This window comes from Acidovorax sp. NPDC077693 (assembly GCF_044542805.1).
In the GTDB taxonomy this organism is placed as follows: Bacteria; Pseudomonadota; Gammaproteobacteria; order Burkholderiales; family Burkholderiaceae_C; genus Acidovorax.
The window spans coordinates 348959-375233 of the sequence record NZ_JBITVD010000005.1 but is presented as its reverse complement, the minus strand read 5'-3'; the positions used below and the strand labels follow the sequence as shown (position 1 = coordinate 375233).

General features: G+C 64.2%; 22 protein-coding genes and 1 pseudogene. 14 read left to right on the top strand and 9 right to left on the bottom strand.

The window, feature by feature from the left end; translation table 11 throughout:
* Positions 1–293: 293 nt before the first annotated feature.
* Together tsaD and ACIGHN_RS09380 are read right to left on the bottom strand one after the other, a co-directional pair.
* Positions 294–1343, bottom strand: coding sequence for a tRNA (adenosine(37)-N6)-threonylcarbamoyltransferase complex transferase subunit TsaD (gene tsaD, locus ACIGHN_RS09385; RefSeq protein ID WP_396504133.1), 1050 nt, complete (start codon positions 1341–1343; stop codon positions 294–296).
* A gap of 146 nt (positions 1344–1489) precedes the next feature.
* Positions 1490–2659, bottom strand: a complete 1170-nt coding sequence (locus ACIGHN_RS09380; protein ID WP_396504132.1) for a branched-chain amino acid ABC transporter substrate-binding protein — start codon at positions 2657–2659, stop codon at positions 1490–1492.
* A 206-nt stretch (positions 2660–2865) separates the two neighbouring features.
* On the opposite strand from ACIGHN_RS09380, the gene ACIGHN_RS09375 reads away from it, so the two are divergent.
* The 4 genes from ACIGHN_RS09375 (at position 2866) to ACIGHN_RS09360 (ending at position 7170) form a co-directional block, all read left to right on the top strand.
* Positions 2866–3492 (top strand): ANTAR domain-containing response regulator, encoded by a 627-nt coding sequence (locus tag ACIGHN_RS09375; protein ID WP_056415009.1) that lies wholly within the window; start codon positions 2866–2868, stop codon positions 3490–3492.
* Between the two features lie 491 nt (positions 3493–3983).
* Entirely contained in the window at positions 3984–5228 is a 1245-nt protein-coding gene (locus tag ACIGHN_RS09370; RefSeq protein ID WP_056170379.1) for a CmpA/NrtA family ABC transporter substrate-binding protein, read from the top strand.
* Positions 5229–5293: 65 nt separating this feature from the next.
* The gene (gene ntrB, locus ACIGHN_RS09365) at positions 5294–6253 is read left to right on the top strand and encodes a nitrate ABC transporter permease (protein WP_056416236.1); all 960 of its coding nucleotides are present in this window, start codon (positions 5294–5296) and stop codon (positions 6251–6253) included.
* A gap of 104 nt (positions 6254–6357) precedes the next feature.
* Positions 6358–7170, top strand: coding sequence for an ABC transporter ATP-binding protein (locus ACIGHN_RS09360; protein ID WP_056415006.1), 813 nt, complete (start codon positions 6358–6360; stop codon positions 7168–7170).
* A gap of 184 nt (positions 7171–7354) precedes the next feature.
* Here the strand turns inward: ACIGHN_RS09360 and ACIGHN_RS09355 are convergent, their stop codons facing one another.
* The gene (locus ACIGHN_RS09355) at positions 7355–7792 is read right to left on the bottom strand and encodes a CBS domain-containing protein (RefSeq protein WP_056415005.1); all 438 of its coding nucleotides are present in this window, start codon (positions 7790–7792) and stop codon (positions 7355–7357) included.
* On the opposite strand from ACIGHN_RS09355, the gene ACIGHN_RS09350 reads away from it, so the two are divergent.
* From ACIGHN_RS09350 to ACIGHN_RS09325, 6 genes are all read left to right on the top strand, one after another.
* A complete protein-coding gene (locus ACIGHN_RS09350) occupies positions 7791–8288 on the top strand; it encodes a hypothetical protein (protein ID WP_396504131.1) in 498 nt (165 codons plus the stop codon). The two genes, ACIGHN_RS09355 and ACIGHN_RS09350, sit on opposite strands and share 2 nt — an antisense overlap.
* 30 nt (positions 8289–8318) lie before the next feature.
* Positions 8319–8606 (top strand): hypothetical protein, encoded by a 288-nt coding sequence (locus ACIGHN_RS09345; protein ID WP_056415001.1) that lies wholly within the window; start codon positions 8319–8321, stop codon positions 8604–8606.
* A gap of 80 nt (positions 8607–8686) precedes the next feature.
* On the top strand, positions 8687–8980 hold the full coding sequence (locus ACIGHN_RS09340; protein WP_056416233.1) for a hypothetical protein: 294 nt from the start codon (positions 8687–8689) through the stop codon (positions 8978–8980).
* Between the two features lie 308 nt (positions 8981–9288).
* Complete coding sequence (locus ACIGHN_RS09335; RefSeq protein WP_396504130.1) at positions 9289–10182, top strand: hypothetical protein; 894 nt, start codon at positions 9289–9291, stop codon at positions 10180–10182.
* A gap of 35 nt (positions 10183–10217) precedes the next feature.
* A complete protein-coding gene (locus ACIGHN_RS09330; RefSeq protein WP_396504129.1) occupies positions 10218–11531 on the top strand; it encodes a hypothetical protein in 1314 nt (437 codons plus the stop codon).
* A gap of 654 nt (positions 11532–12185) precedes the next feature.
* Positions 12186–13364, top strand: coding sequence for a hypothetical protein (locus ACIGHN_RS09325; protein ID WP_396504128.1), 1179 nt, complete (start codon positions 12186–12188; stop codon positions 13362–13364).
* A gap of 89 nt (positions 13365–13453) precedes the next feature.
* Here ACIGHN_RS09325 and ACIGHN_RS09320 read toward each other — a convergent pair whose 3' ends face one another.
* The 4 genes from ACIGHN_RS09320 to ACIGHN_RS09305 are packed head-to-tail and all read right to left on the bottom strand — an operon-like array spanning position 13454 to position 16839.
* Complete coding sequence (locus ACIGHN_RS09320) at positions 13454–14473, bottom strand: TRAP transporter substrate-binding protein (RefSeq protein ID WP_396504127.1); 1020 nt, start codon at positions 14471–14473, stop codon at positions 13454–13456.
* A gap of 55 nt (positions 14474–14528) precedes the next feature.
* Positions 14529–15824, bottom strand: a complete 1296-nt coding sequence (locus ACIGHN_RS09315; protein WP_396504126.1) for a TRAP transporter large permease — start codon at positions 15822–15824, stop codon at positions 14529–14531.
* Between the two features lie 5 nt (positions 15825–15829).
* Complete coding sequence (locus ACIGHN_RS09310) at positions 15830–16357, bottom strand: TRAP transporter small permease (protein ID WP_396504125.1); 528 nt, start codon at positions 16355–16357, stop codon at positions 15830–15832.
* Positions 16354–16839, bottom strand: a complete 486-nt coding sequence (locus ACIGHN_RS09305; RefSeq protein ID WP_056416228.1) for a gluconokinase — start codon at positions 16837–16839, stop codon at positions 16354–16356. Before ACIGHN_RS09305 ends, ACIGHN_RS09310 begins: the two co-directional genes overlap by 4 nt.
* Before the next feature lie 204 nt (positions 16840–17043).
* Between ACIGHN_RS09305 and ACIGHN_RS09300 the strand changes: the two genes are divergently transcribed.
* Entirely contained in the window at positions 17044–18069 is a 1026-nt protein-coding gene (locus tag ACIGHN_RS09300) for a LacI family DNA-binding transcriptional regulator (RefSeq protein WP_396504124.1), read from the top strand.
* 153 nt (positions 18070–18222) lie between these two features.
* Here the strand turns inward: ACIGHN_RS09300 and ACIGHN_RS09295 are convergent, their stop codons facing one another.
* A complete protein-coding gene (locus ACIGHN_RS09295; protein ID WP_396504123.1) occupies positions 18223–19881 on the bottom strand; it encodes a methyl-accepting chemotaxis protein in 1659 nt (552 codons plus the stop codon).
* A 514-nt stretch (positions 19882–20395) separates the two neighbouring features.
* On the opposite strand from ACIGHN_RS09295, the gene ACIGHN_RS09290 reads away from it, so the two are divergent.
* Positions 20396–21610, top strand: a complete 1215-nt coding sequence (locus tag ACIGHN_RS09290) for a nitrate/nitrite transporter (RefSeq protein ID WP_056414980.1) — start codon at positions 20396–20398, stop codon at positions 21608–21610.
* Positions 21611–21986: 376 nt separating this feature from the next.
* Here the strand turns inward: ACIGHN_RS09290 and ACIGHN_RS09285 are convergent, their stop codons facing one another.
* A complete protein-coding gene (locus tag ACIGHN_RS09285) occupies positions 21987–23786 on the bottom strand; it encodes a protein kinase (protein WP_396504122.1) in 1800 nt (599 codons plus the stop codon).
* A 342-nt stretch (positions 23787–24128) separates the two neighbouring features.
* Between ACIGHN_RS09285 and ACIGHN_RS09280 the strand changes: the two are divergent.
* Positions 24129–25349 (top strand): annotated as a pseudogene (locus ACIGHN_RS09280) (NAD(P)/FAD-dependent oxidoreductase); the annotation flags it as partial.
* Between the two features lie 59 nt (positions 25350–25408).
* Entirely contained in the window at positions 25409–26257 is an 849-nt protein-coding gene (locus ACIGHN_RS09275; RefSeq protein WP_396504121.1) for a type IV pili methyl-accepting chemotaxis transducer N-terminal domain-containing protein, read from the top strand.
* The last annotated feature ends 18 nt before the right edge of the window (positions 26258–26275 follow it).

Genomic DNA, 26275 nt, shown 5'->3' with positions numbered 1-26275 from the left:
CGAAGGGGTCGCAGACTTGGGGTCGCCTTCTCTTTGGTGACTTTCTCTTGGCGAACCAAGAGAAAGTTACCGCGCCGCCGGGCGCGCACCCCGGCTCCCGCCCTAAGCACAGGCATGCCGCCCAATCAGCGAGCCCGCGAGCAGCACCCAGGTTTCGACAAGCTCAACCCGAACGGCTACGGGTTGCGATACGCAACGGCTTCGACAGGCTCAGCCCGAACGGCCTGCGTTGCGAACTGTTCGGCATGTAAACGGTTTCTCGAACGCAAAGTACCGGCATCTCGACAAGCTCATCACCCCCCCGCAGCAATCGCATCCAATGGCCACCGCGGCTTCACATCAAACGCATAGTCGCTGCTGGCCTCCTGCTGCCCCGCCTGCAGCCGCATCGCCGCCGCCATCGCAATCATCGCCCCGTTGTCCGTGCACAAATGCAGCTCGGGGTAGTGCACCCGCACCCCCGCAGCCGCACAGGCCGCATTCAGCTGCGCACGCAAATGCCGATTGGCCCCCACGCCCCCGGCCACCACCACGCGCTTCAAGCCTGTCTGCTTGAGCGCCGTCAGCGTCTTGCGCACCAGCACGTCCACGATCGCTGCCTCGGTGCTGGCGGCCAGGTCGGCCTTGCGGGCTTCGAGCGCATCGCCCAGCTTCTTGGCCTGCGTGAGCACCGCCGTTTTGAGCCCCGCAAAAGAAAAATCGAGGTCTCCGCTATGCAATAGAGGCCGCGGCAGCTTGAACGCCGTGGCACTGCCCTGCTCCGCCAGCCGCGACAACGCAGGGCCGCCCGGGTAGCCCAGGCCCATGAGCTTGGCGGACTTGTCGAAGGCCTCCCCGGCGGCGTCGTCGATGGTCTCGCCCAGGATCTCGTAGCGGCCCACGCCGTCCACGCGCATCAGCTGGGTATGGCCGCCCGACACCAGCAGGGCCACGAAGGGAAACTCCGGCGGGTCGGCACTCAGGAAGGGCGATAGCAGATGCCCTTCCAGGTGGTGCACGCCCAGCACGGGCTTGCCCAGCGACGCCCCCAGCGCGCACGCCACGCCGGCGCCCACCAGCAGGGCGCCGGCCAGGCCCGGGCCGCGGGTGTACGCCACCACGTCCACGTCGGCCAGCGTCTGGCCGGACTCGGCGAGCACCTGGGTGGTCAGGGGCAGCACGCGGCGGATGTGGTCGCGGCTGGCCAGCTCGGGCACCACGCCGCCGTACGCCTGGTGCATCTCGATCTGGCTGTGCAGCGCGTGCGACAGCAGGGTGGGCACGGCGGCGTCGCCGGTGGAGCGCACCAGGGCCACGCCGGTTTCGTCGCAGGAGGATTCGATTCCAAGGATCAGCAAACTCATCGCCCGAGTGTAAAACCCGCACCGGGATGGCCCGCCGCCACGGCACAAAGCCCCTGCGGGCGGTGGCCGGCAGGGGCTTTGCAGTGAGGAGCGTGGTGCGCGGAAGGCGGTGGAGCCCACCGACCTGGCGCAACCTCAGGGGACCGTTACCAGCGGTCCGACCGCATGCGCAGCTCCCAGCTGCCGCTGCGCAGCTCGTACACGCCCACGGCGCCGTAGCGCTGCTCGCCCTTGTCGTCCCAGGTCATGGTGCCGATCACGGGCGCGTAGCCGTTGATGCTGTGCATGGCCTTGGTGATCTCCTTCGGCTCTGCCGACTTGGCCTTCTGGATGGCGGCAGACAGCACGTACATGCTGTCGTAGCTGTAGTGGCCGCCATAGGCGGGCGGCTTCTTGTACGCCTCGATGTACTTTTCGAGGAAGGGCTTGCCGGTGGCGAATTCCTTGGCCTCCAGCACGGGCGACGTGGCGTAGATGCCGTCGATGATGCCGGCGCCCTTGACCATGTCGGTGGTCTTGATGGTGTCGCCGCCCAGCAGGCTGACCTTGGTGTGGTCGACCTTGCGCAGGGCCTCGAGCAGCGCCAGCGCCTGGAAGTCGTTCAGGGTAGAGACGATGACTTCCACCTTGGCGGCCTTGAGCTCGCCGGCCAGTTCATTGAACGCCGTGGTCTTGTCGTCGAACGACTTGCGCACCACGACCTCTTTCTTCTCGGTCTTGAGCTGCGCGGCCGCACCGTCGGCCAGGCCCTTGCCGTAGGGCGTGCCGTCGTCCAGTGCGGCGTAGCGGGACGCACCGAGCTGCGTGGCGGCGAACGAGCCGATGGCGCGCGCCTGCAGGGTGTCGTTGCCGACCATGCGGAACGTGGTGGGAAAGCCCAGCTGCGTGAACTTGGGGTTGGTGGAGATGGCGATCTGCGCAATGTCCTTGGCCGCGTAGATGGGCGCGGTCTCGATGCTCACGCCCGAGTTCAGGTGGCCTATGACCGCCACCACACCCGAATCCACCAGTTGCTGGGCCACGGTCTTGCCGGTGGCGGCGTCGGCCTTGTCGTCCACCGAGACCACCTCCAGCGTCACGCGCTTGCCATCCACGGTATAGCCGCCCTTGTTCAGCTCGGCCACCGCCAGGTTCACGCCGTTGAGCAGATCCTGCCCCAGCGCGCCCAGCGGGCCGCTCAAGGGCTGGGCCACGCCGATCTTGATGGTGTCGGGCACCTTGCTGCACCCGGACAGGAGCAGCAGCGCCGCAGACGTGACCGCGGTCAAGGCCAGGCCGGCGGAAAGAAAACGGCGCCGGTCGTTAAGCTTGTTCATGCAGATTCCTCATCAGTATGTCAATGTGACCAGATGTATATGCGAGTGAATGGAAGGCGGCTATCGGGTATGCCCTGCCAACCATAAAACTATTAGCAAGTTTCAGGCCCTGCAAGGCACGCAGGGCTCGGTGGTGTGATGATCGGACGTCCTGCACCGCTTCTGCGCACCAATTTGTGGCGTAAAAATTGCTTATGCTTCGGGGTATGAACGAGTCTTTGCGCATCGTGGTGGTGGCCCCGGACCTGGCCATCGCCGATCCCGACGACGAACACGCCGTGTTGCAGGCGGAACGTTCGCGGGCGCTGCGCATCGGGCTGCTGGAGAACAATTTCAACCTGGTGGCAACGCTGCCGGCCGACGTGTTCCTGAGCGAGCGCATCGCGCAGCTCCAGCCCGACCTGATCATCGTGGACGCCGAGAGCGAGGCGCGCGACGCGCTGGAGCATGTGGTGGTTGCCACGCGCGACGAGCGCCGGCCCATCGTGATGTTCACCAACGACGAGGACACCTCGCACGTCAAGGACGCGGTGGCCGCGGGCGTGTCGGCCTACATCGTGGCCGGCCTGTCGCCCCAGCGCATCCGCCCTATCCTGGACGTGGCGATGGCGCGGTTCCAGCACGAACAGGCCCTGCGCGCCGAGCTTGCCGATGCCAAGACCGAGCTCAAGGACCGCAAGACCATCGACCGTGCCAAGGGCCTGCTGATGCAGCGCCAGGGCCTGACCGAGCAGGCAGCGTACGAGAAGCTGCGCAAGACGGCCATGGACAAGGGCCTCAAGCTCGTGGACGTCGCCCAGCGCATGCTGGATGTGATGGACCTGCTGGGCTGAACCCGTGACATCCCCCTGAGGCCCTGCGCGCCCGCAGCAGGGGCTTCTCGGTGTGCTGCGTGGCCGCGCTTTTAACCTTCCCGCCCTGCCCTGGTCCGCGCCCAGTTCTCGCCCCACTCCCAGATGGTGCGCCGCACAAAGGCAGTGCGGGCGTTCCCGCTGCACCCATTGCACCACCATTTGATTAAAAATGGCCGCTACCGCTTGACAGACAAGCGCTAACAGCTATCAATTACATAGCAATCACCGCCCCGCGCTGGCGCGCAGCTGGTGCATCAAAGGTTGGCACGCAGCTTGCATAAACCCTGGCAAGACCAATGAAGGTCTTGCCCCTGACAGCAGCGGCCCAACGACGGGCCGGTGCTGATGCCAGGCCCCAATGCTTGGCAATGGACAAAGGCGTCCCCACCCGCCCCGACGTATGCATGTGTGCATCTCGCGGGGTGTGGTGTGGACGCCTTTTTGTTTTTAACGCTACGAGGAAGTGCCCCATGACCGATCTGCTCAAAACCAGCCTCAACCGCCGCACCGTGCTGCAGGCCGCTACCGTGGGCGCCGTTGGCGTCAGCCCCGCGCTGCGTGCGCTGGTGCATGCCCAGGGCTCGGACGCCCCCGAGAAGAAGGAGGTCAAGATCGGCTTCATCCCGCTGACGGACTGCGCCAGCGTGGTGATGGCCTCGGTGCTGGGCATCGACAAGAAATACGGCGTGACCATCATCCCCACCAAGGAAGCCTCCTGGGCCGGTGTGCGCGACAAGCTGGTCAACGGCGAGCTCGACTTTGCCCACGTGCTGTACGGCCTGGTCTACGGCGTGCACCTGGGCCTGGCCGGCCCCAAGAAGGACATGGCCGTGCTGATGAACCTCAACCACAACGGCCAGGCCATCACGCTGTCCAAGAAGCTGGCGGACAAGGGCGCCGTCAACGGCGCGGGCCTGGCCAAGCTGATGGCCAGCGAGAAGCGCGAGTACACCTTCGCGCAGACCTTTCCCACCGGCACGCACGCCATGTGGCTGTACTACTGGTTGGCGGCCAACGGCATCAACCCGATGAAGGACGCCAAGGTCATCACCGTGCCGCCACCACAAATGGTAGCCAACATGCGCGTGGGCAACATGGACGGGTTCTGCGTGGGCGAGCCCTGGAACCACCGTGCCATCATGGACGGCATCGGCGTGACCGCCACCACCACGCAGGACATCTGGAAGGACCACCCCGAGAAGGTGCTGGGCACCACGTCCGAATTCGTGCAGAAATATCCCAACACGGCGCGCGCCGTGACGGCCGCCATCCTGGAGGCCAGCAAGTGGATCGACGAAGGCCTGGCCAACAAGAACAAGATGGCCGAGACCATTGCCGGCAAGGCCTACGTGAACACCGGCGTGGACGCGATCAACCAGCGCATCCTGGGCCGCTACCAGGACGGCATGGGCAAGACCTGGGACGACCCCAACCACATGAAGTTCTTCAACGACGGCGCGGTGAACTTCCCATACCTGTCGGACGGCATGTGGTTCCTCACGCAGCACAAACGCTGGGGCCTGATCAAGGACCACCCCGACTACCTGAACGTGGCCAAGGCCGTGAACCGCATCGACGTCTACAAGCAGGCCGCCGCCGCATCGAAGACCCCCGTGCCCAAGACCGAGATGCGCAGCAGCAAGTTCATGGACGGCGTGGTGTGGGACGGCAAGGACCCCGCCAAGTACGCCGACAGCTTCAAGGTCAAGGCCTGATCGCCCTGGCCTGACGACGACATCCACTCCGCCAGCACCACCCGCCCCTCTTGAAGGAGAACACCATGGTCAGCGCCGTTTTTCACACCCCGTTGGATGCAGCCCCGCCGGTTGCCACAAAAGCCATGCACCCTGCAGCCACCGCCGCCACGGCCAGCGCTACGCCGGCCACCGGCACCAGCAGCCAACCGCAATCCACCACCGCCAGCACGCCGCCAGCACCGCGGCGTGACTGGGCTGCGCTGTCACGCAGCTTCTGGATGGCCGTGCTGCCACCGCTGTGCGGCCTGGGCCTGCTCATCGGCCTGTGGGCGGTGGTGTCCACCACCACCGGCGGCAGCATCCCCAGTCCCGTGGAGACCTGGAAGCAGGCGCTGGAGATCTTCAGCAACCCGTTCTACCGCAACGGCCCCAACGACCAGGGCGTGGGCTGGAACGTGCTGATGTCGCTGGAGCGCGTGGCCATCGGCTTCGGCATGGCGGCGCTGGTGGGCATTCCGGCGGGCTTCGTGATCGGGCGTTTCAACTTCCTGTCGCGCATGTTCAACCCGCTGATCAGCTTGCTGCGCCCCGTGTCGCCCCTGGCCTGGCTGCCCATCGGCCTGCTGGTGTTCAAGGGCGCCAACCCGGCCGCCATCTGGACCATCTTCATCTGCTCCATCTGGCCCATGATCATCAACACCGCCGTGGGCGTGCAGCGCGTGCCGCAGGACTACATGAACGTAGCCCGCGTGCTGAACCTGTCGGAGTGGAAGATCGCCACCAAGATCCTCTTCCCCGCCGTGCTGCCCTACATGCTGACCGGCGTGCGCCTGGCCGTGGGCACCGCATGGCTCGTGATCGTGGCGGCCGAGATGCTGACTGGCGGCGTCGGCATCGGCTTCTGGGTGTGGGACGAGTGGAACAACCTGAACGTCAAGAACATCATCATCGCGATCTTCGTGATCGGCATCGTCGGGCTGGTGCTGGAGTTTGCGCTCATCAAGCTGGCCACTGCGTTCACCTTCGAAGAAGTCAAGACCTGACCCACCCCTGAGCCGCGCCTGCGGCGCGTCATCCCCTCAGGCGCCCCCCAGCGGCCCGGCCAAGCCGGGGCCACCGCGGGCCTCGAAACAACCAGGAGTTCCTCATGCACACCTCTCTCACCACCAAGTTCATCGAAGTCCATGGCGTGGAGCAGACCTTCAAGACTGCCAAGGGCCTGTTCCCGGCGCTCAAGAACATCAACCTCACGATCGCCAAGGGCGAGTTCGTCGCGCTGATCGGCCACTCGGGCTGCGGCAAGTCCACGCTGCTCAACCTGATCGCGGGCCTGACCACACCCACCAACGGCGCGCTGCTGTGCGCCAACAAGGAGATCAAGGGCCCGGGCCCCGAGCGCGCGGTGGTGTTCCAGAACCACTCGCTGCTGCCGTGGCTGACCTGCTTCGACAACATCTACCTGGCGGTGGAGCGCGTATTCGGCGGCAAGGAAAGCAAGGCGCAGCTCAAGGCCCGCACCGATGCGGCCCTGGCGCTCGTCGGCCTGACGCCGGCAGCGCAAAAGCGCCCCGGCGAAATCTCGGGCGGCATGAAGCAGCGCGTGGGCATCGCCCGCGCCCTGTCGATGGAACCGCAGGTGCTGCTGATGGACGAGCCCTTCGGCGCCCTGGACGCATTGACGCGCGCCAAGCTGCAGGACGAGTTGCTGGAGATCGTGGCGCGCACGCAGAGCACCGTGGTCATGGTCACGCACGATGTGGACGAGGCCGTGCTGCTGTCCGACAAGATCGTGATGATGACCAACGGGCCCGCCGCCACGATTGGCGAGGTGCTGGCCGTCGACCTGCCCCGCCCCCGCCGCCGCGTGGAGCTGGCCGAAGACGCGCAGTACGTGCACTACCGCAAGGCCGTGATCGATTTTCTGTACACGCGCCAAGGGCACGTCGAGAAAGCGGCCTGAAGCCCCGGCGCTGCCAGCGCGTGGCAGCGCAACACCCCAGGCGCTGGCCGGTCCCGGTCAGCGCATTTTTCATTCGGCCCTGATGCGCACCGCCGGTTGAATGCGCGCGGCCCAAACCGCCGCCGCCGTGCAAGGGCCGCCCCGCCACTGGGGCGGCGCCCCGCGCAGCGCCTCGAAGGGCTCGTCAATGACTGCCGGTGATGTACTGCTCCAGCTGCTCGATGATGAATTTCTGCTCGGAGATGATGTCCTTGACCAGGTCGCCGATGGAAATCATGCCGACCAGCTTGCCGTTGTCCACCACGGGCAGATGTCGCAGGCGGCCGGTGCTCATCATCTGCATGCACTGCTCGCTGGTCTGGTCGGGCCGCACGAAACGCACGGCCGAGGTCATCACATCGCGCGCGATGGTGGCCGCCGAGGTACGGCCCAGCAGGGCGATCTTTCGCGCATAGTCGCGCTCGGTGAAGATGCCCACGATGGCATCGCCCTCGGTGACCACCAGCGCACCGATGCCTTTGTCAGCCATGAGCTGCAAGGCGGCCAGCACCGAATCGGTGGGCCGGATGGTGTGCACGGTGGCGTCGGGCTTGGCCTCGAGAATCTTGGAGACGATGGTCATGGAACCTCCCTCTGAAACCTGGAACAGGTACAGAGAGATTTCAGCCCATAAGCCCCGTCAGCGCAACCCGCGCAAGCCCGATTTGCGGCGCTTTGTAGGCGATCCGACCAATCAGTTGTTTCGTGCCTGTTGCATTCGGCCCGCAGCGAAACAAACTGAAAAGAACCGAAACCGCGACGAGACGACGCAACACGCAGTCATGGGCACGATGGAGCCCATGTTCAACGCACCTCTCCTGAGTTCAACCCCTGGTGGCAAGAGCCGCCCCCAGTTGCCGCTGACCGCATCGCAAGACGCCCTGCACACACGGCAACCCTTGGCTCCAGTGATTGTTTCCAATACCGGAACAGTCAGTTTGCGACCAGATGGTTTTTCTCTGAACAGCCCCGGCGTACAGTTCATCCCATCGATGAGCCGAACCCGCAAGGCGACTCACCGAACCCGGGATCTGGCGATGGACACCTTTCGTTCCTGTACTGGTTACCGGCTTTTTTGAGACGCTTTTTTTAACTTCAAGGATTTCATCATGAACAAGACCGCACGCTTCCTCTCCATCGCCGCTGTGTCCGCTTTCGCTGCCTTCGGTGCCCACGCTGACGAAGCCGACGCTTCGCAATTCGCCACGAAGTTCGACACGAACCGTACCCGCGCCGAAGTGGCTGCCGAAGCCTCCACCGTTGCCCAGACCCGCAGCATCGAGCCTGCTGGTTCGCGCGTCGTGACCTACAAGTCCACGGCTGACCGCGCTGCCGTGCGTGCCCAGGCTGCCGACGCTGTGCGCACCGGCCAGATCCCTTCGGGTGAGCAAGGCTGATCTGAATCCGAAGGATTCAACGCCTGTCTCTCGCTGACAAGTCAACAACCTGATTTCTAAAAATAACCTGGACTTTCATCATGAACAAGACCGCACGTTTCCTCTCCATCGCCGCTGTGTCCGCTTTCGCTGCCTTCGGTGCCCACGCTGACGAAGCCGATGCTTCGCAATTCGCCGCCAAGTACGACACCAGCCGCACCCGCGCCGAAGTGATGGCCGAAGCCTCCACCGTGGCTGCCACCAGCAGCACCATTCCTTCCGGTTCGCGCGTCCTGTCCTTCACCTCCACGGCCGACCGCGCTGCCGTGCAGGCCCAAGCAGCAGAAGCACTGCGCACCGGCCGGATCTCTTCCGGCGAAATCGGTTCGCTGTAATTTGCTGATATTGCGGCAGCATTAGCTGCTGCTAACCGACCCAAAGGCTGGGGCTCCGAAAGGAGTCCCAGCCTTTTTGCGTTTATGTCTGGAAAATCTCACAGGTGGCTTCCGCAGCTTTTGAAACAAGCATAAATGCCGGACCAATTACCCAAATCAGCACAAAGATCCACCCAACACCGCTCAAGTCAATTTATTCAATCGATTACGTTTTCGAACCATTATCTAAGGCGTGGCGGATCCAAGCCAACCATAAGATGCGCGCCCAGGAAATAACACCTTAAACCGCCTCTTAGACACAATTTTTCATGATCAGAGCTGCCGCGCTTTCTACCGCCAATTCAATCATCTCCGAGCTCAACAATTCTTCCGAATTCGCAGCACACGTAGCCTGGGGGGTGAACAGGACACAACTCATTGATCAGTTGAGGCAAAGGCTCAGCAATGATCAACACTCTTGGCCCCAACAGGGCGGCACCAGCCTATGCGGACCAGCAGCCTTCATGTTTTGTCTTATCAATGACCGGCCCGATCTGTATGTAGGGCACATCATTGATCTTTGGACTGGCCGACCCGCCACCTTGGGCCAGCGCAGTGTGCGACCCAGCACACAGGTTCGGGCCACGGCTGAAACCGAAACCATCAATTCGGAAGGAGTCAAAATGACAGTACCGCAGGCAGCTGGCATCAATGCCGTGGATTGGATCAGCATGGCCAGCCTGCGCAACGACAGCCCCAGCCTGATCCCTTTCTCCAGCTACGACCATCCCTCAGCCATGGGCTCAGCCATCACCCGTCCCGCCTATCTGAAATCTTGGTTCAATGCGGTGGGCTCCACCACCTTGCTCGACAACACCAATGAGATTTTTCCAATGGCGGACTGGAAGGAATTATTGGAGTTGGCTCCTTATCAGTCTAGCGCCTGGGTGGTCATGCTCGTTTCCGCATCCATGTTCGGAGGGACCGGGAGCACCTACAAAAACCATTGGGTAGTGTTGAATGACCCCATCATGGTCAATGGTAAGCCAATCAGTAGCTACAAAGCCGATAAAAAACCGGATCTTGCAACGGCTTCAATCGACACAAAAATATTCACCTGGGGGAATAGCAATCGAGAATTAGCAAAAGTCAGAGCATTTCAACACCTTTCTCACTTTCTCAAATGCTTTCATGGCGGCATTGCTTTTTCATCCATACCATAATCCCCCAAAACATCACACATGCACTTAAATCCAAGATGAGCACAAACCTGATTTGGTTGAAGAACTGGCGCCACACCAAAAACGCCACAATCTCAACTCTATTATTTTGCATAATTTTTTCGGCGAATTCTGCAGGCACGTCAAAAATGCCAGGCAACACAGTGGATGCATCCACCAGCACAGACACAGGTGTCATTTCACTCAAGCCTCTAGGGATTTTTGGCGGAAAACGTGAGAGCTTCGATCTAGTTTTCTCCACGACTGGGGAGCGTTTTGCATATAGAAACCATAACGAGCTTGAGTTATGGCAAACCCTGCCACTCAAACGTCTAGCTCACGTTGATTTGCAAATTTCGTCTTTCATTGACCAAATGATTTTCGATCCCACTGGTAAATTTCATTATATTGATCAAAATAGACATCACTGGATTACAAACGATTTACAACAAGGCACTGGTGGCAACATCAATCTATTGAGCCCCAACGGCCGGTATGCAGTACGTAGGGGACCTAGACAAAGTGAAGACAACTTTACGCCCAACTACCACGGCGCCAGCAGTGATATCTATGACCTTCAAGAAAAGCGGAGCGTATGCCAGTTTCCCAGCATGGGCTGGTTGTCCAACGCAGCTTTCACCAACAACTGGTTCGCTGTTCAACTAGCTTTTACAGGACCCCAACCACCAAAGCCGCTGGCGGTTTGCGAGATAGCCACAGGGCGTGCACTGATCATGCCGTTTGGTGATGCTAAAAACTTGCTCCCCACACTGGACCCGCAAGGCCGATGGCTCATGGTGCACTCCAGAGGAACGCGCTTTTTTGGCTTGTCCCAGTGGGCGGATCGCGCGCTCTTTGCACTGCCGCTTGCGCAAAACGCCTTTGCCAAAAATCCGGACGACGAACCCCACCCCTGCGCCGAGTTGCCTTGCGGACGCCCTGCGCCTCTGCCGCCAGTGCCCGGACTTCCCATAATGCAGCCGAAGATATCTCCTGACGGCGATTGGTTGATTTACACGGACAGTCAATCCGTTCAAATCTTCCAGAATCAAGAAATGCGGCAAGTCGCAGTGCTGACTCACGCCCCCTACCAACAGCTCGTAAAAAATGTCAGAACTGGAAAGCATGTTCTGGTCTTTTCGGGCAATAGTCGTTGGATAGGCTTGCAGGTCAATAGCCGCCTGTACCGCATCGATCTGAAAGCGAGTCCGCTGCGCCTGCAAGAAGTGGCGCCGCCGATAAATGACTTCAATCTGCAGGCTATCTCCAGCGACGGTGTGCACTGGCTCGTGCAGCACGAAACAGAGCGGGACAAGACTTTTCAAGGGGCCTTGTGGGGATCAGTACCTTGAGCGCTTTTGCATGCGTTCATTCAAGATGACCACTTCATCTAATCAACAACGGTTTGACCGTGACTTCACACCACGCCTTGCATCGTGTTGGGCAGCAAGGCGCCCATGCAGGCGATGAAAGAGTAGTACCAGGAGCGCCCGGATCTGTTTCTTAAGCGGCCATATGCTCGTCAGGGGTTCGACAGTTAGTGATGCTGGTTTCCGCTGCCATGTTTGGCGGTTCTGGCAGCACCTACAAGAATCATTGGGTAGTATTGAACGGCCCAATCACGGTGAATGGAAGACCCATCAGCGGCTACTCGGCCAATCAGAAACCGGACCTTGCCACTGCCTCCGTCCAGGCTCGGATATTTACGTGGGGAGACGAAGCCAAGGGGTTGGCAAGCACTACTGCCTTGCCACACCTGTCACACTTTCTCAAGTGCTTTCACGGCGGCATCGCTTTCTCTTCCATCCCTTAGTACATCCAGCGATCTTCCAATGTTCTCGCCCCACTTGATATCGAACCGTTTTCCTTGGCGCGCGGCCTGGATTCGCACTGGCACCTCCATCGTGGCGACGCTGCTGGCCACCACAAGCCTGGTGCTGCACGCTGCTGGCGCACCGTCAATTCCCACCCCAACTTCCGATACCGCTCCATCTTCGGGGAGCCGCATGCTGAACACACGCTCTCAGCCTGTGCCACTTCAGTCATTGGGCATGCTCGGCACTACCAGCGAAAGCGTACAGGCCGATTTTTCGCCCACCGGCGAAAGGTTTGCGCGCAGAAATGACAAAGAAATTGAGCTGTGGCAAACCTCGCCGCTCAAACGGCTCGTCCGCGTCGGAGCGAGCAGCTGGACCGCCATCCATCAGATGCTGTTCAGCGCCAACGGTCAGCTGCACTACATTGACTACGACAGGCATCACTGGATCACGCCGGATCTGCAGCAAGGAACGGGTATCAAGATGAGCCTCTTGAGTGCAGATGGTCGGCACGCGCTGCGCATAGCACCGCAGGATGGTGAAGATGGTTTCGAGCCTATCTACTACGGTGCGACCAGCGATGTCTACGACCTCCAGGAAAAACGCAGCGTGTGCCAATTCCCGCACGTTGATTTGTTGTCGGGCCCTGTTTTTGCCAACGGCTGGTTCGCGGTCCAACTGGCGTCTGTCGGGCCAAGGTCACCGCAACCACTGGCTGTGTGTGAGTTGGCCACGGGACGTGCAGTGCTCATGCCTTTTGGCGGGGCCAGCCGCTTGTACCCAACCTTGGATCCACAAGGTCGCTGGTTGATGGTCCACGCCAGCGGTACGCGCTTCCTGGGCTTGTCCAACTGGTCGGAACGCAAAGTCTTCGCCCTGCCTCTGGCACAGCACGCGTTCTCGCACAACCCTGACAACCAGCCCTACGCTTGTGTCCATTTGCCGTGTGGAAATCCCGACCCCTCGCCGATGGCAAACCAGCTACCCCAGTTCGCCCCACTCATGTCGCCCGATGGCTCCTGGCTCGTATTTCGCGGCAGCGAATCGCTGCAGATCTTCAGGAACCCCCATATGGCGCAAGTGGCCAAGCTGCCACATGCGGCCTTCAAAGACCCGTCCGCTGACGCAAAGACCGGGCACTACCGCATTGTGTTTTCAGCCAACAGCCGGTTCATGGGCCTACAGGTGAACAACCACCTGTACCGCCTCGATCTGCAGGGTCAACCGTTGCAACTGCAAGAAATGGCGCCCCCGGTGGCCGACTTCAATCTGCAGGCCATCTCCAGCGACGGCCTGCATTGGCTGGTTCAGCACAAGACAGGGCCCCAGCAAACTTTTCAAGGCGCTCTGTGGCGTGGCAGTCCTTGACCGGATTGCGAACACGAAACGCCTCTGACATGAGGTTGGAACAGGCCGACACACGGCATTGACGCGGTCGGCCAACCCTCAGACTGCCGTCACTTCCCACCGCGCGCCGCAGCCACCGCGCCCTGCACTTCCTTCCACAGGTCTTCGCCGACATTGGCGGCAATGCTCGCGTTCACCGCGCCCAGCTTCTCGCGCATGCGGCTGGCTTCGGCGGATGACAGTTCGTTGACCTGCATGCCCTTGGCCTTGAGGTCGGCCAGCGCCTTGGCGGCTTCGTCACGCGTGTCCTGGCGCTCGAAGTCGCGGCTCTTCCTGGCGGCGTCCAGCAGCACCTTTTGCTCGGCCTTGGAGAGGCCATCCCAGTACTTCTTGCTGACCAGCACGATCCAGGGGCTGTAGACGTGGTTGGTCACCGTGAGGTACTTCTGCACCTCGTAGAACTTGCTCGACAGGATGGTGTTGTACGGGTTCTCCTGGCCGTCGACCGTGTTGGTTTCCAGGGCGGTGAAGAGCTCCGAGAACGGCAGCGGCACGGCGTTGGCGCCGAGGGTCTTGAAGCTGTCGAGGAACACGTTGTTCTGCATCACGCGCAGCTTGATGCCGTTCATGTCCTCCAGCTTGGCCACGGGGCGCTTGCTGTTGGTCAGGTTGCGAAAGCCGTTCTCCCAGTACACCAGGCCCACCAGGCCTTTTTCCTGCAGCTTGTCCATCACCTTCTGGCCCACGGGGCCGTCGAGCACCACGTCGGCTTCCTTGGCGTTGTTGAACAGGAAGGGCGTGTCCCAGATGGCCATCTCCTTGGTGATACCCACCAAGGTGGCGGTGGAGCCCACCATCATCTCCTGCGCGCCGCCGACCAGCGCCTGCTGCATCTGCAGGTCCGAGCCCAGTGCGGCAGCACCGATGGCGCGCACCTTCATCTTGCCGCCCGACGCCTTTTCGACCTCCTGCACAAACAGCTTGGTGGCGCGGCCCTGGTTGGACACTTCGTTGAGGCCATAGCCGAAGCGGATGATGCGCGGCTTGAAGTCCTGGGCGGCGGCCTGGAACGAGGCGGCAAAGGCAGCCACCGATAGGGCGGCCAGCAAGGTACGGCGGAAAGTCTTCATGGTTGTCTCCATTGGCAAAGAATTGAAAGGCACGAGAAAGAAAGCACCGCGGACATCACCGCATCCACGTGACGGGCAAGGTCACGATCTGGGGGAAAGCCACCAGCAGCGCCAGGATGAACACGTAGGTGATGAGGAACGGGTTGACGCCCTTGATGACGCTGTGCATCGAGATGCGGCCCACGCCGGCCACCACGTTGAGCACGGTGCCCACGGGCGGGGTGATGAGGCCGATGGCACCGTTGAGCACGAACATCAGGCCGAAGTAGACCGGGTCGATCCCCGCCTTCACGGCAATCGGCAGCATCACGGGCGCGAAGATCAGGATGGTGGGCGTGAGGTCGAGCGCCGTACCGATGAGCACCAGCACGATCATCATCACCGCCATCAGGACGCGGGGGTTGTCCACCAGCGGGCCGAGCCAGCCGGTCAGCACGGTGGGCAGGTCGGCCAGCGTGATCATGTAGCTGGCCACCTGGGCGCCAGCGCACAGGAACATCACGATGGCGGTGGTCTTGGCGGCGCGCACCAGCACGCCGTAGATCTCGGGCACCTTCATCTCGCGGTGCACGAACAGCGCGACCACCAGGGCATAGAAGGCTGCGACGACCGCCGCCTCGGTGGGCGTGAACACGCCGGACTTCATGCCGCCGATGATGATCAACGGCATGAGCATGGCCCAGAAGGCCTTGAGCGTGGCGCGCAGGCGCTCGCGCAGGGGCAAGGCAGGCCGGCTGTCGGGCAGGTCGATGCCGCGCAGCACCCAGCGCCACGCGAAGATCAGGCCCACGCCCATCATCAGGCCGGGCACGATGCCCGAGACGAACAGCGCCGAGATCGAGGTGTTGGTCGTCACGCCGTAGATCACGAAGGGCATGGACGGCGGAATGATGGGGGCGATGATCCCGCCCGAGGCGATCAGCCCGGCCGATGTGTTCATCGGGTAGCCCTGCTGGCGCATCATGGGCAGCAGGATGGTGGCCAGCGCCGCCGTGTCGGCCAGGGCCGATCCGCTCATGCTGGCCATGAGGACCGCCGCGCCGATGGCCACGTAGCCCAGCCCGCCGCGGATGTGGCCCACCCAGGCCTGCGCCATGTCGATGATGCGCCGGCTGATGCCGCCGGAATTCATGAGCTCGCCGGCCAGGATGAAGAAGGGCACGGCGAGCAGCGGGAAGCTGTCGACCCCGGCCACGAGGTTCTGGGCCAGCAGCTGGGTGTCGAAGAAGTCGAGCACCCAGGCCATGCCGGCGCCGGTGAGCACCAGGGCCAGGCCCATGTTCATGCCGGTGCCCATGAACACCAGCATGCCCAGCGAAAAGACGATGAAAGCCTGAGCTTCGGGACCCATGTGCATCACTCCACTTCTGCGCCGTGACCCAGGTCCAGCGGCTTGCGTTGAATCAGTTCGATGAAGGCCATCACACCGATGGCCATCGCACACAGGAAGGCCGGCAGCGGCAGCAGCGCGGCCGAATAGCCCAGCACCACCGAGTGGCTGCCCAGACCCACCACCACCTGCTGCCATGCACCCCAGGCCAGCATGGCGCAGGCGGCGATCACCAGCAGCCGGATCAGCGCGCTGAGCGTTGCAAAAGCCAGCGGCCGGCGGGCCAGCAAGCCGGCCAGGCTGGTAAAGGCCATGTGTTCACCCGCGGGGTAGGCGGCCGCCGCGCCGATGAACACCATCCACACGAACAGCAGGCGCGACAGCTCTTCGCTGGCCACCACGCCGCTGCCAAAGCCGTAGCGCAGCACCACGTTGACGAAGACCGCCACGGCCATCACGCCCAGGCAGGCGGCCATCAGGGCCTCGGCCGTCCGGGTGAAACGGCCCGCCGGCCTGGGGGTGGGGGAATCGGGCGGGAGGGGTGTGTTGCTCATGCTGCCTCCGTGGCGGCAATCCAGGCGGACGCCTGTTGTTGAAGGGTTGCCAGGTCCACCGTGGCATCGAGCCGCAGCACGCCGGCCTCACCGACGGGCGACTCCAACGTGGCGAACTGGCTGTCGACCAGGGCGGTGGAAAAGAAGTGGGTCCCCGCCCGCGCCGCCACGCGCTGGCCGGCACTGGCGCGGTCGATCTCCAGGAACACGAAGCGCAGCCCGGGGCAGGCATTGCGCAGGCGGTCGCGGTACGCCTTCTTGAGCGCCGAGCAGGTCAGCACCACGCCCTGCGGGTGCGCCTGCAGCAGTTGGCCCAGCGTGGCGAGCCAGCCTTCGCGGTCGGCGTCGGTGAGCGCGATGCCCTGGCGCATCTTTTCCCGGCTGGCGGGGCTGTGGTGGTCGTCCCCTTCGATCAGGGGCAGGCGCTCGGCCTGGGCCAGGGCGGAACCCAGGCTGGACTTGCCGCAACCTGCCACACCCATGACCACCAGAAACACCGATGACGGTACAAAATTCATATTGGTAGCGCTATCCAACGAACTTTTGAAAAAGCATCCTCGCCGGATGCTCAAAATACAGAGGAAATTTCCGCCTCTTCGGATAAAAATCAGGCATTCGCCTTGTCCAAGCCAATGGACAGCGCTATCCTAACCAGATCCCAGCCCATACCCATCCGGGTTAACCCTTTGAACAAACCAGAGTCCCGCCGCCGCTCCAGCGGCCGCATCACGCTCAGCGACGTGGCCAAGACCGCCGGGGTGAGCCCCATCACCGCATCCCGCGCACTGCGCGGCGAGCGGGGTGTGGCCCAGGAGCTGGTGCAGCGTGTGAAGGATGCCGCGCAGCAACTGGGCTACGTGCCCGACCCCGCCGCCCGCGCCCTGGCGTCGCAACGCAGCGTGCAGGTGCCGGTGCTGGTGCCGCTGCTGTCCAACGCACTGTTCGTCGACGTGCTGGACGCCGTGCACCGCACGCTGTTCCCGCACGGCTACCAGGCGCTGATCGGTGTGACGCACTACGACCCGCAGGAAGAAGAGCAACTGCTGCGCACCTACCTGGCCCACCGCCCGGCGGGCCTGCTGGTGACGGGCTTTGACCGCACCGAGGCATCGCGCCAGATGATCGCCGCCAGCGGCGTGCCCTGCGTGCACCTGATGGAGATGACGTCGGCGCACGGCGTGTACTGCGTGGGCTTTTCGCAGCAGGATGCAGGCCACGCCATGACGGCGCATTTGCTCGCCCAGGGCCGCAAGCACATCGCGTTCGTCGCGGCGCAGCTGGACCCGCGCACCCTGCAGCGCGCCGAAGGCTACCGCCGCTGCCTGCGCGAGGCGGGCCTCTACGACCCGCGGCTGGAGCTGCTCAGCGCCCAGCCGTCCTCCATCCGCCTGGGCGCCGAACTGCTGGAAGAAGTGCTGCGCACCCGCCCCGGCGTGGATGCCGTCTTCTTCTGCAACGACGATCTGGCGCAAGGCGGCGTGCTGGCGGCGCACCGGCTGGGGCTGTCCGTTCCGGGCCAGGTGGCGATTGCAGGGTTCAACGACCTGGCGGGCAGCGACCAGATGCTGCCACCGCTGACCACCGTGCGCACACCGCGTTCGGCGATTGGCGAGGCCAGTGCGCAGATGCTCCTGGCGCTGATGCGGGGCGAATTGCAGGATCAGAACTCGGTGGACCTGGGCTTCGAGCTGACGGTGCGCGGGAGCACGTAGCCCCAGGCACGGCCGCTTCGCGGCGTCCTCCGGAGGAGGCTACCGGTGGCACGCGCAGCCGCATTCCGGGCATTGCCGGTCGTGGCAGCGCCCATTGCGAACGCGCTGCAGCCTGGCCAAGCTGGGGCAGGCTGTGCCGGCGAGCTTGGGGCCTTACACCGGGGCCAGCTCGCGGCTCGAAGACGACGCCCCCTTGCCCTTCATCTCCTTGCGCAACGCCACCGCATCCCGCGCCTGGTTTGGCGCCGACGCGTCGATGCGGAACACCTGCACCGTCTCGGTCATGGTCTGCGCCTGGCCGTTGAGCTGCATGGCCGAGGCGGCGTTCTCCTCCACCAGCGCGGCGTTCTGCTGCGTGATGGTGTCCAGCTGCGCGACGGCCGAATTGACCTGCGAGATGCCGCTGAGCTGCTCGTTGGAGGCGCTGTGGATCTCGCCGATCAGCGTGTTCACGCGGCGCACCAGCTCCAGCGACTCGGTCATGGTCTTCTGGGCGGCGTCGGTCTTCGCGTGGCCTTCGCTCACCTTGTTGGCCGAGTCGTCGATGAGCTGGCGGATCTCCTTGGCGGCCGATTGCGTGCGGTGCGACAGGCTGCGCACCTCCGATGCCACCACCGCAAAGCCCCGACCCTGCTCGCCCGCGCGTGCGGCCTCGACCGCCGCATTCAGCGCCAGGATGTTGGTCTGGAACGCGATGGAGTCGATGAGCTGCGTGATCTCGCTGATGCGGCCGGACGCGGCCTGGATCTGTTTCATGGTGCTGGCCACGCCATCGACCGCCTCGCTGCTGCGCTCGGCCACCTGGGTGGCCTGCGTGGCCAGCACCGTGGCCTGGCGCGCGGACTCGGCGGTCTGCTTGACGGTGCCGGTGATCTCTTCCATGGATGCGGCCGTCTGCTGCAGGTTGCTGGCCTGGGCCTCGGTGCGCGACGACAGGTCCTGGTTGCCCTGCGCGATCTCGCGCGTGGAGACCTGCATGTGCTCGCTTTCCTGCCGGGCGTCGCGCACGATGGACAGCAGGTTCACGTTGAGCTGCGCCAGCGCCTTTTGCAGGTCGCCCACGGTGTCGCTGCGCGACGCGGTGATCTTTTGCGTGAGGTCGCCGGCGGCCATGCGGTTGGCCCAGCGCAGCATCTGCGCCAGCGGAGCGACGGTGGCCTTGTGCAGGTACGACGCCATGCCCAGCGCCAGCAGCACCACCGCCACCCAGGCCACGCCGGATGCGACCGTCATCTGGTGCCCGCCCAGCCAGGCGGCGCCGAAGGAGGCGATCACCAGCAGCAAGGTGCACAGCATCATCTTGCCCATGGGACCCAGGCGCACCGCGTTGGCCAGACGCCCCCACGAGGTGTTCTTCACCACCTGGCCGGCGCGCAGCACGTGCACCTGCGCGCCCGCCTGTTTCTCGGCCTGCATCTGTCGGTACAGCTGGTCGGAAGCGTTGATCTGCTCGCGTGTGGCCTCGGTGCGCACCGACATGTAGCCGGTGGGCTGGTCGCCCTGCATCAGCGGTGTGACGTTGGCCATGACCCAGTAGAAGGAGCCGTCCTTGCGGCGGTTCTTGACCGCTGCCGACCAGGGCGCCCCGCTGGCGATGGTCTCCCACATATCGCGGAAGGCCTCCTCGGGCATGTCCGGGTGCCGGATCATGTTGTGGGGCTGGCCCAGAAGCTCTTCCTTTTCGTACCCGCTGACCTCGATGAACATCGGGTTGCAGTAGAGGATGCGGCCCTTGAGGTCGGTAGTCGAGACCAGGGTCTCACCCTTGGGGAAGGCATATTCTTGCGTGCTGACCGGGAGATTGACGCGCATGGAAAACCCTTTCGTGGAGATGCCTCGCACCCCAGCGGGAGAACTCGGCTGTTCTGAAAGCCGATCACATGCTAAGACCCGAATCGGTTTTTTTGAAACAACTAAATGTCCACCGGGCAGATTCTCCATCGTGGTGCAGTGCACCAACTCCAGGCCCAGCTGCCGCGCGGCGCCGCACCATAACGGAGGACGCTGCAGACACGATATTCAAATTAATAGCAGTAACCCCTTATGGAGCAAGCGTCAGGCGGCCAAAAGGCTTGAGATGGTGCAGCACCAACCGCTGGCATAGCCATTGCTTCGTGGAGGCTGCAGCCAAAGCTGGCTGCATGGCAGCCCGGTGCAACGGCGGATTGGGCGAACAGGACGTCGGCGTCTTCACGGAATGCGTACAGGCTCTGCAGTAGCAGCAGCCTGCGCGGTCCGTGCAGGCGCCTTTTTGTTTTTCTGGCCCGGTTGCAGATGGAGCCCCCTCCCGCCATCGCAGCCTTTCAGCGCTTCGCACACGACAGCCATGCTTCAATTTCGAGAGTTCCTCAAATCCGGCCACGCCCCCACGCTGTGGTCGTCGTTCCTGTACTTCGGGTTTTCGTGCGCCATCTGGGTGATCAACGGCGCGATGGCGCCCTTCATCCGCGAAAGCTTCAACCTCACGCCCACGCAGATGGGCATGATGCTGTCGATCCCCATCTTCGCGGGCGCGCTGATGCGCTTTCCGCTGGGCATCCTCGCGCAGTACATCGGCCGCAAGCGCGCCACGCTGGTCGAGATGGCGGGCATCTTCTTCGCCATGGGCTATGGCTTCCTGTTCGTGCACACCTACAACGACCTGCTGGCCATGGGCGTGCTGCTGGGCGTGGCGGGCGCGAGCTTCGGCGTGGCGCTGTCGCTGGGTTCGGGCTCCTTCCCCCCGCGCTACAAGGGCCTGGCCATGGGCATCGTGGGCGCGGGCAACGTGGGCACGGCAGTGGCAGCCCTGCTCGCACCCGCACTGGCGCAGAAGTTCGGCTGGCAGGCGGTGTACGGCTTTGCGGCGGTGAGCGTGGCCATCCCTGCGCTGGTGATGGCGGTATACGCCAAGGAGCCGCCAGACCTGGCGCCCCATTCGAGCTTTCGCGACCACATCGCCTGCCTGTTCGAGAAGGACGGCTGGGCCTTCAGCCTGATCTACGCCGTGACGTTTGGCGGCTTCATCGGCCTGACCACGTTTTTGCCCAGCTACTTCAACGACCAGTTCGGCGTGAGCAAGGTGCAGGCGGGACAGTTGACGATGATGGCGGCCTTTCTGGGTGCGGCCCTGCGCATCTTCGGCGGCTGGCTGTCGGACCACTGGGGCGGCGTGAACACGCTGACCGGCGTGCTGGCCATCACCGCCGTGAGCATGGTGCTGTGCGGCCTGGCGGAGAACTCCCTGCCCGTCACCATGCTGCTGTTCCTGCTGTGCTTTGCAGCGCTGGGCGCAGGCAACGGCGCACTGTTCCAGCTGGTGCCCCTGCGCTGGCCGCTGACCACGGCGGTGGCCGGATCGATGATCGGCGAGATCGGCGCACTGGGCGGCGGCCTGATCCCCAATGGCATGGGCATCTCGCGCCAGTACACGGGCACGTACCTGTGGGGCTTCGTCGGGATCGCCGTGTGTGCGCTGGCCATGCTGGTGCTGCTGCGGGTGATGCAGCAGCGCTGGACGCGGACCTGGGCAGAAAAGGGCGGCCGTGCGCGCAGCGCATGACGTGCGACAGCACGTAAGCGTGCAACGCTTGCCGACCTTTCGCTAAAAGGGAGGCCGTGCGCGCAGCGTATGACGGGTGCTGCCCGCCCCTCTACGTCCACACGCTCCATGCTGAGCGCTTAAAACCCCCTCTCCCCTCGCGGGAGAGGGTTGGGGAGAGGGGGCAGAACAGGCAGTGCGCCTCGTAGTAGCACCCCCCTCTCCCCCGCCCTCTCCCACAAGGGGAGAGGGAGTCAATACCGCGCCGCGCTGTGTGGTGAAGCTCTGGCGCCAAATCAAGGCGCAGCAAAGCGCTGCACTTCAAATAAAAACCGCCCCTACCGCTTCCTGGACAAGCGCTACCAGCTACTTTTTTGATAGCAAAACAATCCCCACCCTATCTCGGCAAGAACACCAGCCAATACACCAGCAACACATTCACCAGCACGCTCACCACCAGCGCGATCTTCCACAGCGCCATGGCGTCGCGCTGCATCAAAGGCTGGTGCCCGGCAGGCGCCAGCGGGCGCGAGGCACCACGCTCCAGTGCCAGCAGCATTTCTTCTGCCGTCTCGAATCGCAGCCCACGCTGCCGTGCCACGGCCTTCAACGCAATGTGATCGAGCCAGATCGGCACGCCCGGGTGGTGCCGGCTGGGAGCCACGGGGTCACGGTGGTAGCGGCCCAGCTGGTAGGGCACGACGTCTCCGTACGGCAGACGGCCCTGGCTGAGCAGTTGGTACAGCGTCACCCCCAGGGCAAACAGGTCGCTGCCGGCATCGGGCAGTTGCCCCTCGGTGTCTGCGCTGCGCTCATAGCCCGGCCACTGCTCGGGGTTCATGTAGGTAGGGGTGCCCGCGTGCAGGCGGCGCGTGGCGGCGGGTTCGCGGCCGGACAGGGCGACGCCCAGGTCCAGCACGCGCAGCACGCCGTCGTCGCCCAGGTGCAGGTTGTCGGGCTTGATGTCCCGGTGCACCACGCCCTGGCGGTGCAGCCAGCCCAGCACCCGCGCGGCCTGCACGGTGACCGCCAGGGTCTGGGCCACGCTCAGGTGCTCGCGGCGGCGCAGGCGCTGGCCCAGCGTGGCGCCTGCATGCCAGTCGTACAGCAGGTAGAAGGCGCTGGGGCCGGGGAGCGCGGCCTCGTCCGCGATGGCGCTGGCACTGGTTCCCGCACCGTGGGGCGGCCAGTCGTTCAGCCGCGCCAGATGCGTGGCCGCCTGGCCGGACTGCATGCGCCGCGCCACCCAGGCTTCGTGGGCCAGCGTGGCGCGCTCTTCGGCGTCATGGGCGCGCGATGGCAGCAGGGTCTTGAGGGCGTACAGCCGCTGCGTGGCGCCCTCGCGCCCGGCATCGCGCACCTGGTAGATGCGGTGGATGCCGCTGTCGGCCACCAGCGCCGTCACCGTGAGGCCGTCGACCCGGTCGCCCACCTTGAGCAGCGGCAGCACGGGCAGGTCCTGGGCGCGGCGGGACTCGTCCTGCAGCGTGGCCTCCTGCACGCCCTGCACGCGCACCACCAGCGCGGTCACGTTGTCGTTGCTGCCGCGGCGCAGTGCGGCGTCGGTCAGCGCATCGCTCAAGGCCTGCGCGGCGCCGCCCTCGCGCAGCAGGTGGCGCAACTCGCGCTCGGGCACGCGGCCATGCACGCCGTCGGACAGCAGCACGAACAGGTCGCCGCTGTGCAGCTCGCCCTGGCTGTAGTCGACCACCACGTGGTCGTCCAGCCCCATGGCGCGGGTGATCTGGTGCGCGAAGTCGAGCTGCGCCATCACGTGGTCGGTGGTCAGCAACTGCAGGCGGCCGCAGCGCAGCAGATAAGCCCGCGTGTCGCCCACGTGGGCCAGCGTGTACGACTGCCCCCGCAGCACCAGGGCTGTGAGGGTGGTCAGCCCCACCGCGGGCTGGCGGCGCCGGTTCATGGACGCCAGCCAGCCGTTGTGCGCACTCAAGATGCGGTCCAGCGCCACCGTGGTGTCCCAGGTGTCGGGCGTGGCGAAGTAGTCGTTCACCAGCGTGTTCACGGTGGTCTGCGCGGCCTCGCGGCCATTGCCGCCGGTGCTCACGCCATCGGCTATGGCTGCAATGGCACCCCGCTCGCGGTCGCGCCCTTGGCCTTCCACCAGCGCGGCAAAGTCCTCGTTCAGCGGCTTGCGCCCCGCCTTGGAGGTGAAGCCAAAGTCCAGTTCAAAACTCATGCACCAGCTCCATGCAGGTTTCATGCCCAAGGTGGTGCATGCCGCGCCAGGCCAGGGCACCCGCACCCAGCGCCTGCGCAGCCCTGGGGCCGATGCGCACCACCACCCAGCCATCCCGCCGTGTGCCGCCCCACATCAGTGCGCAGCGACTGGCACAGGCATTGCTTTACACCACCAACGACCCTTCGGGGTCTCGCGGCTCCCCCTTGCAATGGCGCACGGAAGAGCTGCCCGGACAAAGGCGTCCCCACATGCCGTTTCGAGATGGATCGAGGCAGCATCGTGAGGGACGCCTTTTTTGTTTTTCGCACTGGCCCCGCAGTGGCGCAGAAGGAGTCATGAATGAAAAAGCTCAAACTGGTGATGGTAGGCAACGGCATGGCCGGCGTGCGCACCCTGGAAGAGCTGCTCAAGATTGCCCCCGACCTGTACGACATCACGGTCTTCGGCGCCGAGCCCCACCCCAACTACAACCGCATCATGCTGTCGCCCGTGCTGGCGGGTGAGCAGACCCTCGACGAAATCATCCTGAACGACTGGTCCTGGTACACCGATCACCACATCGCGCTGCACACCGGCTTCACGGTGAACGAGGTGGACCGCGTGCGCCGCGTGGTCAGCGCCACCAACAGCGCAGGCGATCTGGTCACGGCCGAGTACGACCGGCTGATCCTGGCCACCGGCTCCAATCCCTTCATCCTGCCCGTGCCCGGCAAGGACCTGGCCGGTGTGCTCGCCTACCGCGACATTGCCGACACGCAGGCGATGATCGACGCTGCCGCCACCTACCAGCACGCCGTGGTCATCGGCGGCGGCCTGCTGGGCCTGGAGGCCGCCAACGGCCTCATGAAGCGCGGCATGACGGTGAGCGTGGTGCACGTGGGCAACACGCTCATGGAACGCCAGCTCGACGACGTGGCCGGCCGCATGCTGCAGCAGACGCTGCAGGAGCGCGGCATGAATTTCCTCCTCAACGCCCAGACGCAAGAGCTGGTGGGCGGCGCCGACGGCCGCGTCACCGCCGTGAAGTTCAAGGACGGCCGCACGGTGCCCGCCGACCTCGTGGTGATGACCGTGGGCGTGCGCCCCAACACCGCGCTGGCCGAAAAGATGCGCCTGCACGTGAACCGCGGCATCGTGGTCAGCGACACCCTGCAGACCATCACCGACGCCCGCATCTACGCCGTGGGCGAATGCGCCGCGCACCGGGGCGTCGCGTACGGCCTGGTGGCCCCGCTGTTCGAGCAGGGCAAGGTGCTGGCCAACCACCTGGCAGAGATGGGCATCGACCGCTACCAGGGCTCGCAGACGTCCACCAAGCTCAAGGTCACGGGCATCGACCTGTTTTCGGCGGGGGACTTCCAGGGTGACGAACACACCGAGGAGATCGTGATGAGCGACCCCATGACCGGCATGTACAAGAAGCTCGTCATCAAGGACAACAAGCTGGTGGGCGCCTGCCTGTATGGCGACACGGTGGACGGCAGCTGGTACTTCGAGCTGCTGCGCGAGGGCCGCGCGGTGGAAGATATCCGCGACCAGCTGATGTTCGGCCCGTCGAGCGCGGACTGACCGCCTCCATCCACAACCCACTTGCGCAACGCTACCCCAAGGCCACCACGATGAAGACTGCCGCCGCCCGCCTGCCCGCCGCCCTGCACCGCAGAACCCTGCTGACCACCGCAGGCGCCGGTGCCGTGGCCTGCGCCCTGGCCTGGGTGCCGGGGCCAGCACACGCACAGGTCGCCAACCTCAACGACGCCATCAACAAGGCCGGCCGCCAGCGCATGCTCAGCCAGCGCATGGGCAAGGCCTGGCTGGCCCTGGCGCACAAGGTGCAGGAGAACGCCGCACGCCAGGTGCTGGAGCAGTCCGTGGCGCTGTTCGAGCGCCAGCTGGCCGAACTCAAGGCCTACGCGCCCGCCCCGGTGATCCGCGAGACCTACGGCCAGCTCGACACCGCCTGGGCCGCCCACAAGGCCACGCTGATGGCCGGCACGCCCGCACTGGCCGGCGCCGCCGCCATGCTGCAGGCCGACGCCAAGGTGCTGGCCCTGGCCCACCTGGGCACCGTGCAGTACGAGGCCGCGTCGGGCAAGCCCGTGGGCCAACTGGTCAACGTGGCGGGGCGCCAGCGCATGCTGAGCCAGCGCATGGCCAAGTTCTACCTGGCGGCGCTGCTGCCGGTGGACGCCGCAGCGGCTGCGTCCGAAATCGCCAAGGCGCGCACCGAGTTCGTGGCGGCCAACGAGGTGCTGCGCAAGGCACCCGAGGCCAATGACCGCATCCGCCAGGAGCTGCAGCTGGCCGACGGGCAATGGGTGTTCTTCGACGCGGCCCTGCAGCGCATGCAGGCCGGCAATGCCACGGGCAACACGGCGAGGCTGGTGTCCGATGTGTTCGTCGCCAGCGAGAACCTGCTGTCCAGCATGGACAAGGTGACAGGCCTCTATGCGGCCCTGGCCAACTGACAGGCCGCCATCGCCCAC

What these genes read in the sequence shown, in the direction of transcription:
- ACIGHN_RS09340 (WP_056416233.1), top strand. Translation starts at nt 8,687, where the DNA reads ATGAACAAGACCGCACGTTTCCTCTCCATCGCCGCTGTGTCCGCTTTC.
- ACIGHN_RS09295 (WP_396504123.1), bottom strand. Translation starts at nt 19,881, where the DNA reads ATGCGCGTCAATCTCCCGGTCAGCACGCAAGAATATGCCTTCCCCAAG.
- ACIGHN_RS09290 (WP_056414980.1), top strand. Translation starts at nt 20,396, where the DNA reads ATGCTTCAATTTCGAGAGTTCCTCAAATCCGGCCACGCCCCCACGCTG.
- ACIGHN_RS09380 (WP_396504132.1), bottom strand. Translation starts at nt 2,659, where the DNA reads ATGAACAAGCTTAACGACCGGCGCCGTTTTCTTTCCGCCGGCCTGGCC.
- ACIGHN_RS09305 (WP_056416228.1), bottom strand. Translation starts at nt 16,839, where the DNA reads ATGGGTGTGGCAGGTTGCGGCAAGTCCAGCCTGGGTTCCGCCCTGGCC.
- ACIGHN_RS09345 (WP_056415001.1), top strand. Translation starts at nt 8,319, where the DNA reads ATGAACAAGACCGCACGCTTCCTCTCCATCGCCGCTGTGTCCGCTTTC.
- ACIGHN_RS09275 (WP_396504121.1), top strand. Translation starts at nt 25,409, where the DNA reads ATGAAGACTGCCGCCGCCCGCCTGCCCGCCGCCCTGCACCGCAGAACC.
- ACIGHN_RS09320 (WP_396504127.1), bottom strand. Translation starts at nt 14,473, where the DNA reads ATGAAGACTTTCCGCCGTACCTTGCTGGCCGCCCTATCGGTGGCTGCC.
- ntrB (WP_056416236.1), top strand. Translation starts at nt 5,294, where the DNA reads ATGGTCAGCGCCGTTTTTCACACCCCGTTGGATGCAGCCCCGCCGGTT.
- ACIGHN_RS09350 (WP_396504131.1), top strand. Translation starts at nt 7,791, where the DNA reads ATGGAACCTCCCTCTGAAACCTGGAACAGGTACAGAGAGATTTCAGCC.
- ACIGHN_RS09360 (WP_056415006.1), top strand. Translation starts at nt 6,358, where the DNA reads ATGCACACCTCTCTCACCACCAAGTTCATCGAAGTCCATGGCGTGGAG.
- ACIGHN_RS09355 (WP_056415005.1), bottom strand. Translation starts at nt 7,792, where the DNA reads ATGACCATCGTCTCCAAGATTCTCGAGGCCAAGCCCGACGCCACCGTG.
- ACIGHN_RS09330 (WP_396504129.1), top strand. Translation starts at nt 10,218, where the DNA reads ATGAGCACAAACCTGATTTGGTTGAAGAACTGGCGCCACACCAAAAAC.
- ACIGHN_RS09310 (WP_396504125.1), bottom strand. Translation starts at nt 16,357, where the DNA reads ATGAGCAACACACCCCTCCCGCCCGATTCCCCCACCCCCAGGCCGGCG.
- ACIGHN_RS09370 (WP_056170379.1), top strand. Translation starts at nt 3,984, where the DNA reads ATGACCGATCTGCTCAAAACCAGCCTCAACCGCCGCACCGTGCTGCAG.
- ACIGHN_RS09285 (WP_396504122.1), bottom strand. Translation starts at nt 23,786, where the DNA reads ATGAGTTTTGAACTGGACTTTGGCTTCACCTCCAAGGCGGGGCGCAAG.
- ACIGHN_RS09375 (WP_056415009.1), top strand. Translation starts at nt 2,866, where the DNA reads ATGAACGAGTCTTTGCGCATCGTGGTGGTGGCCCCGGACCTGGCCATC.
- ACIGHN_RS09315 (WP_396504126.1), bottom strand. Translation starts at nt 15,824, where the DNA reads ATGGGTCCCGAAGCTCAGGCTTTCATCGTCTTTTCGCTGGGCATGCTG.
- tsaD (WP_396504133.1), bottom strand. Translation starts at nt 1,343, where the DNA reads ATGAGTTTGCTGATCCTTGGAATCGAATCCTCCTGCGACGAAACCGGC.
- ACIGHN_RS09325 (WP_396504128.1), top strand. Translation starts at nt 12,186, where the DNA reads ATGCTGAACACACGCTCTCAGCCTGTGCCACTTCAGTCATTGGGCATG.
- ACIGHN_RS09335 (WP_396504130.1), top strand. Translation starts at nt 9,289, where the DNA reads ATGATCAGAGCTGCCGCGCTTTCTACCGCCAATTCAATCATCTCCGAG.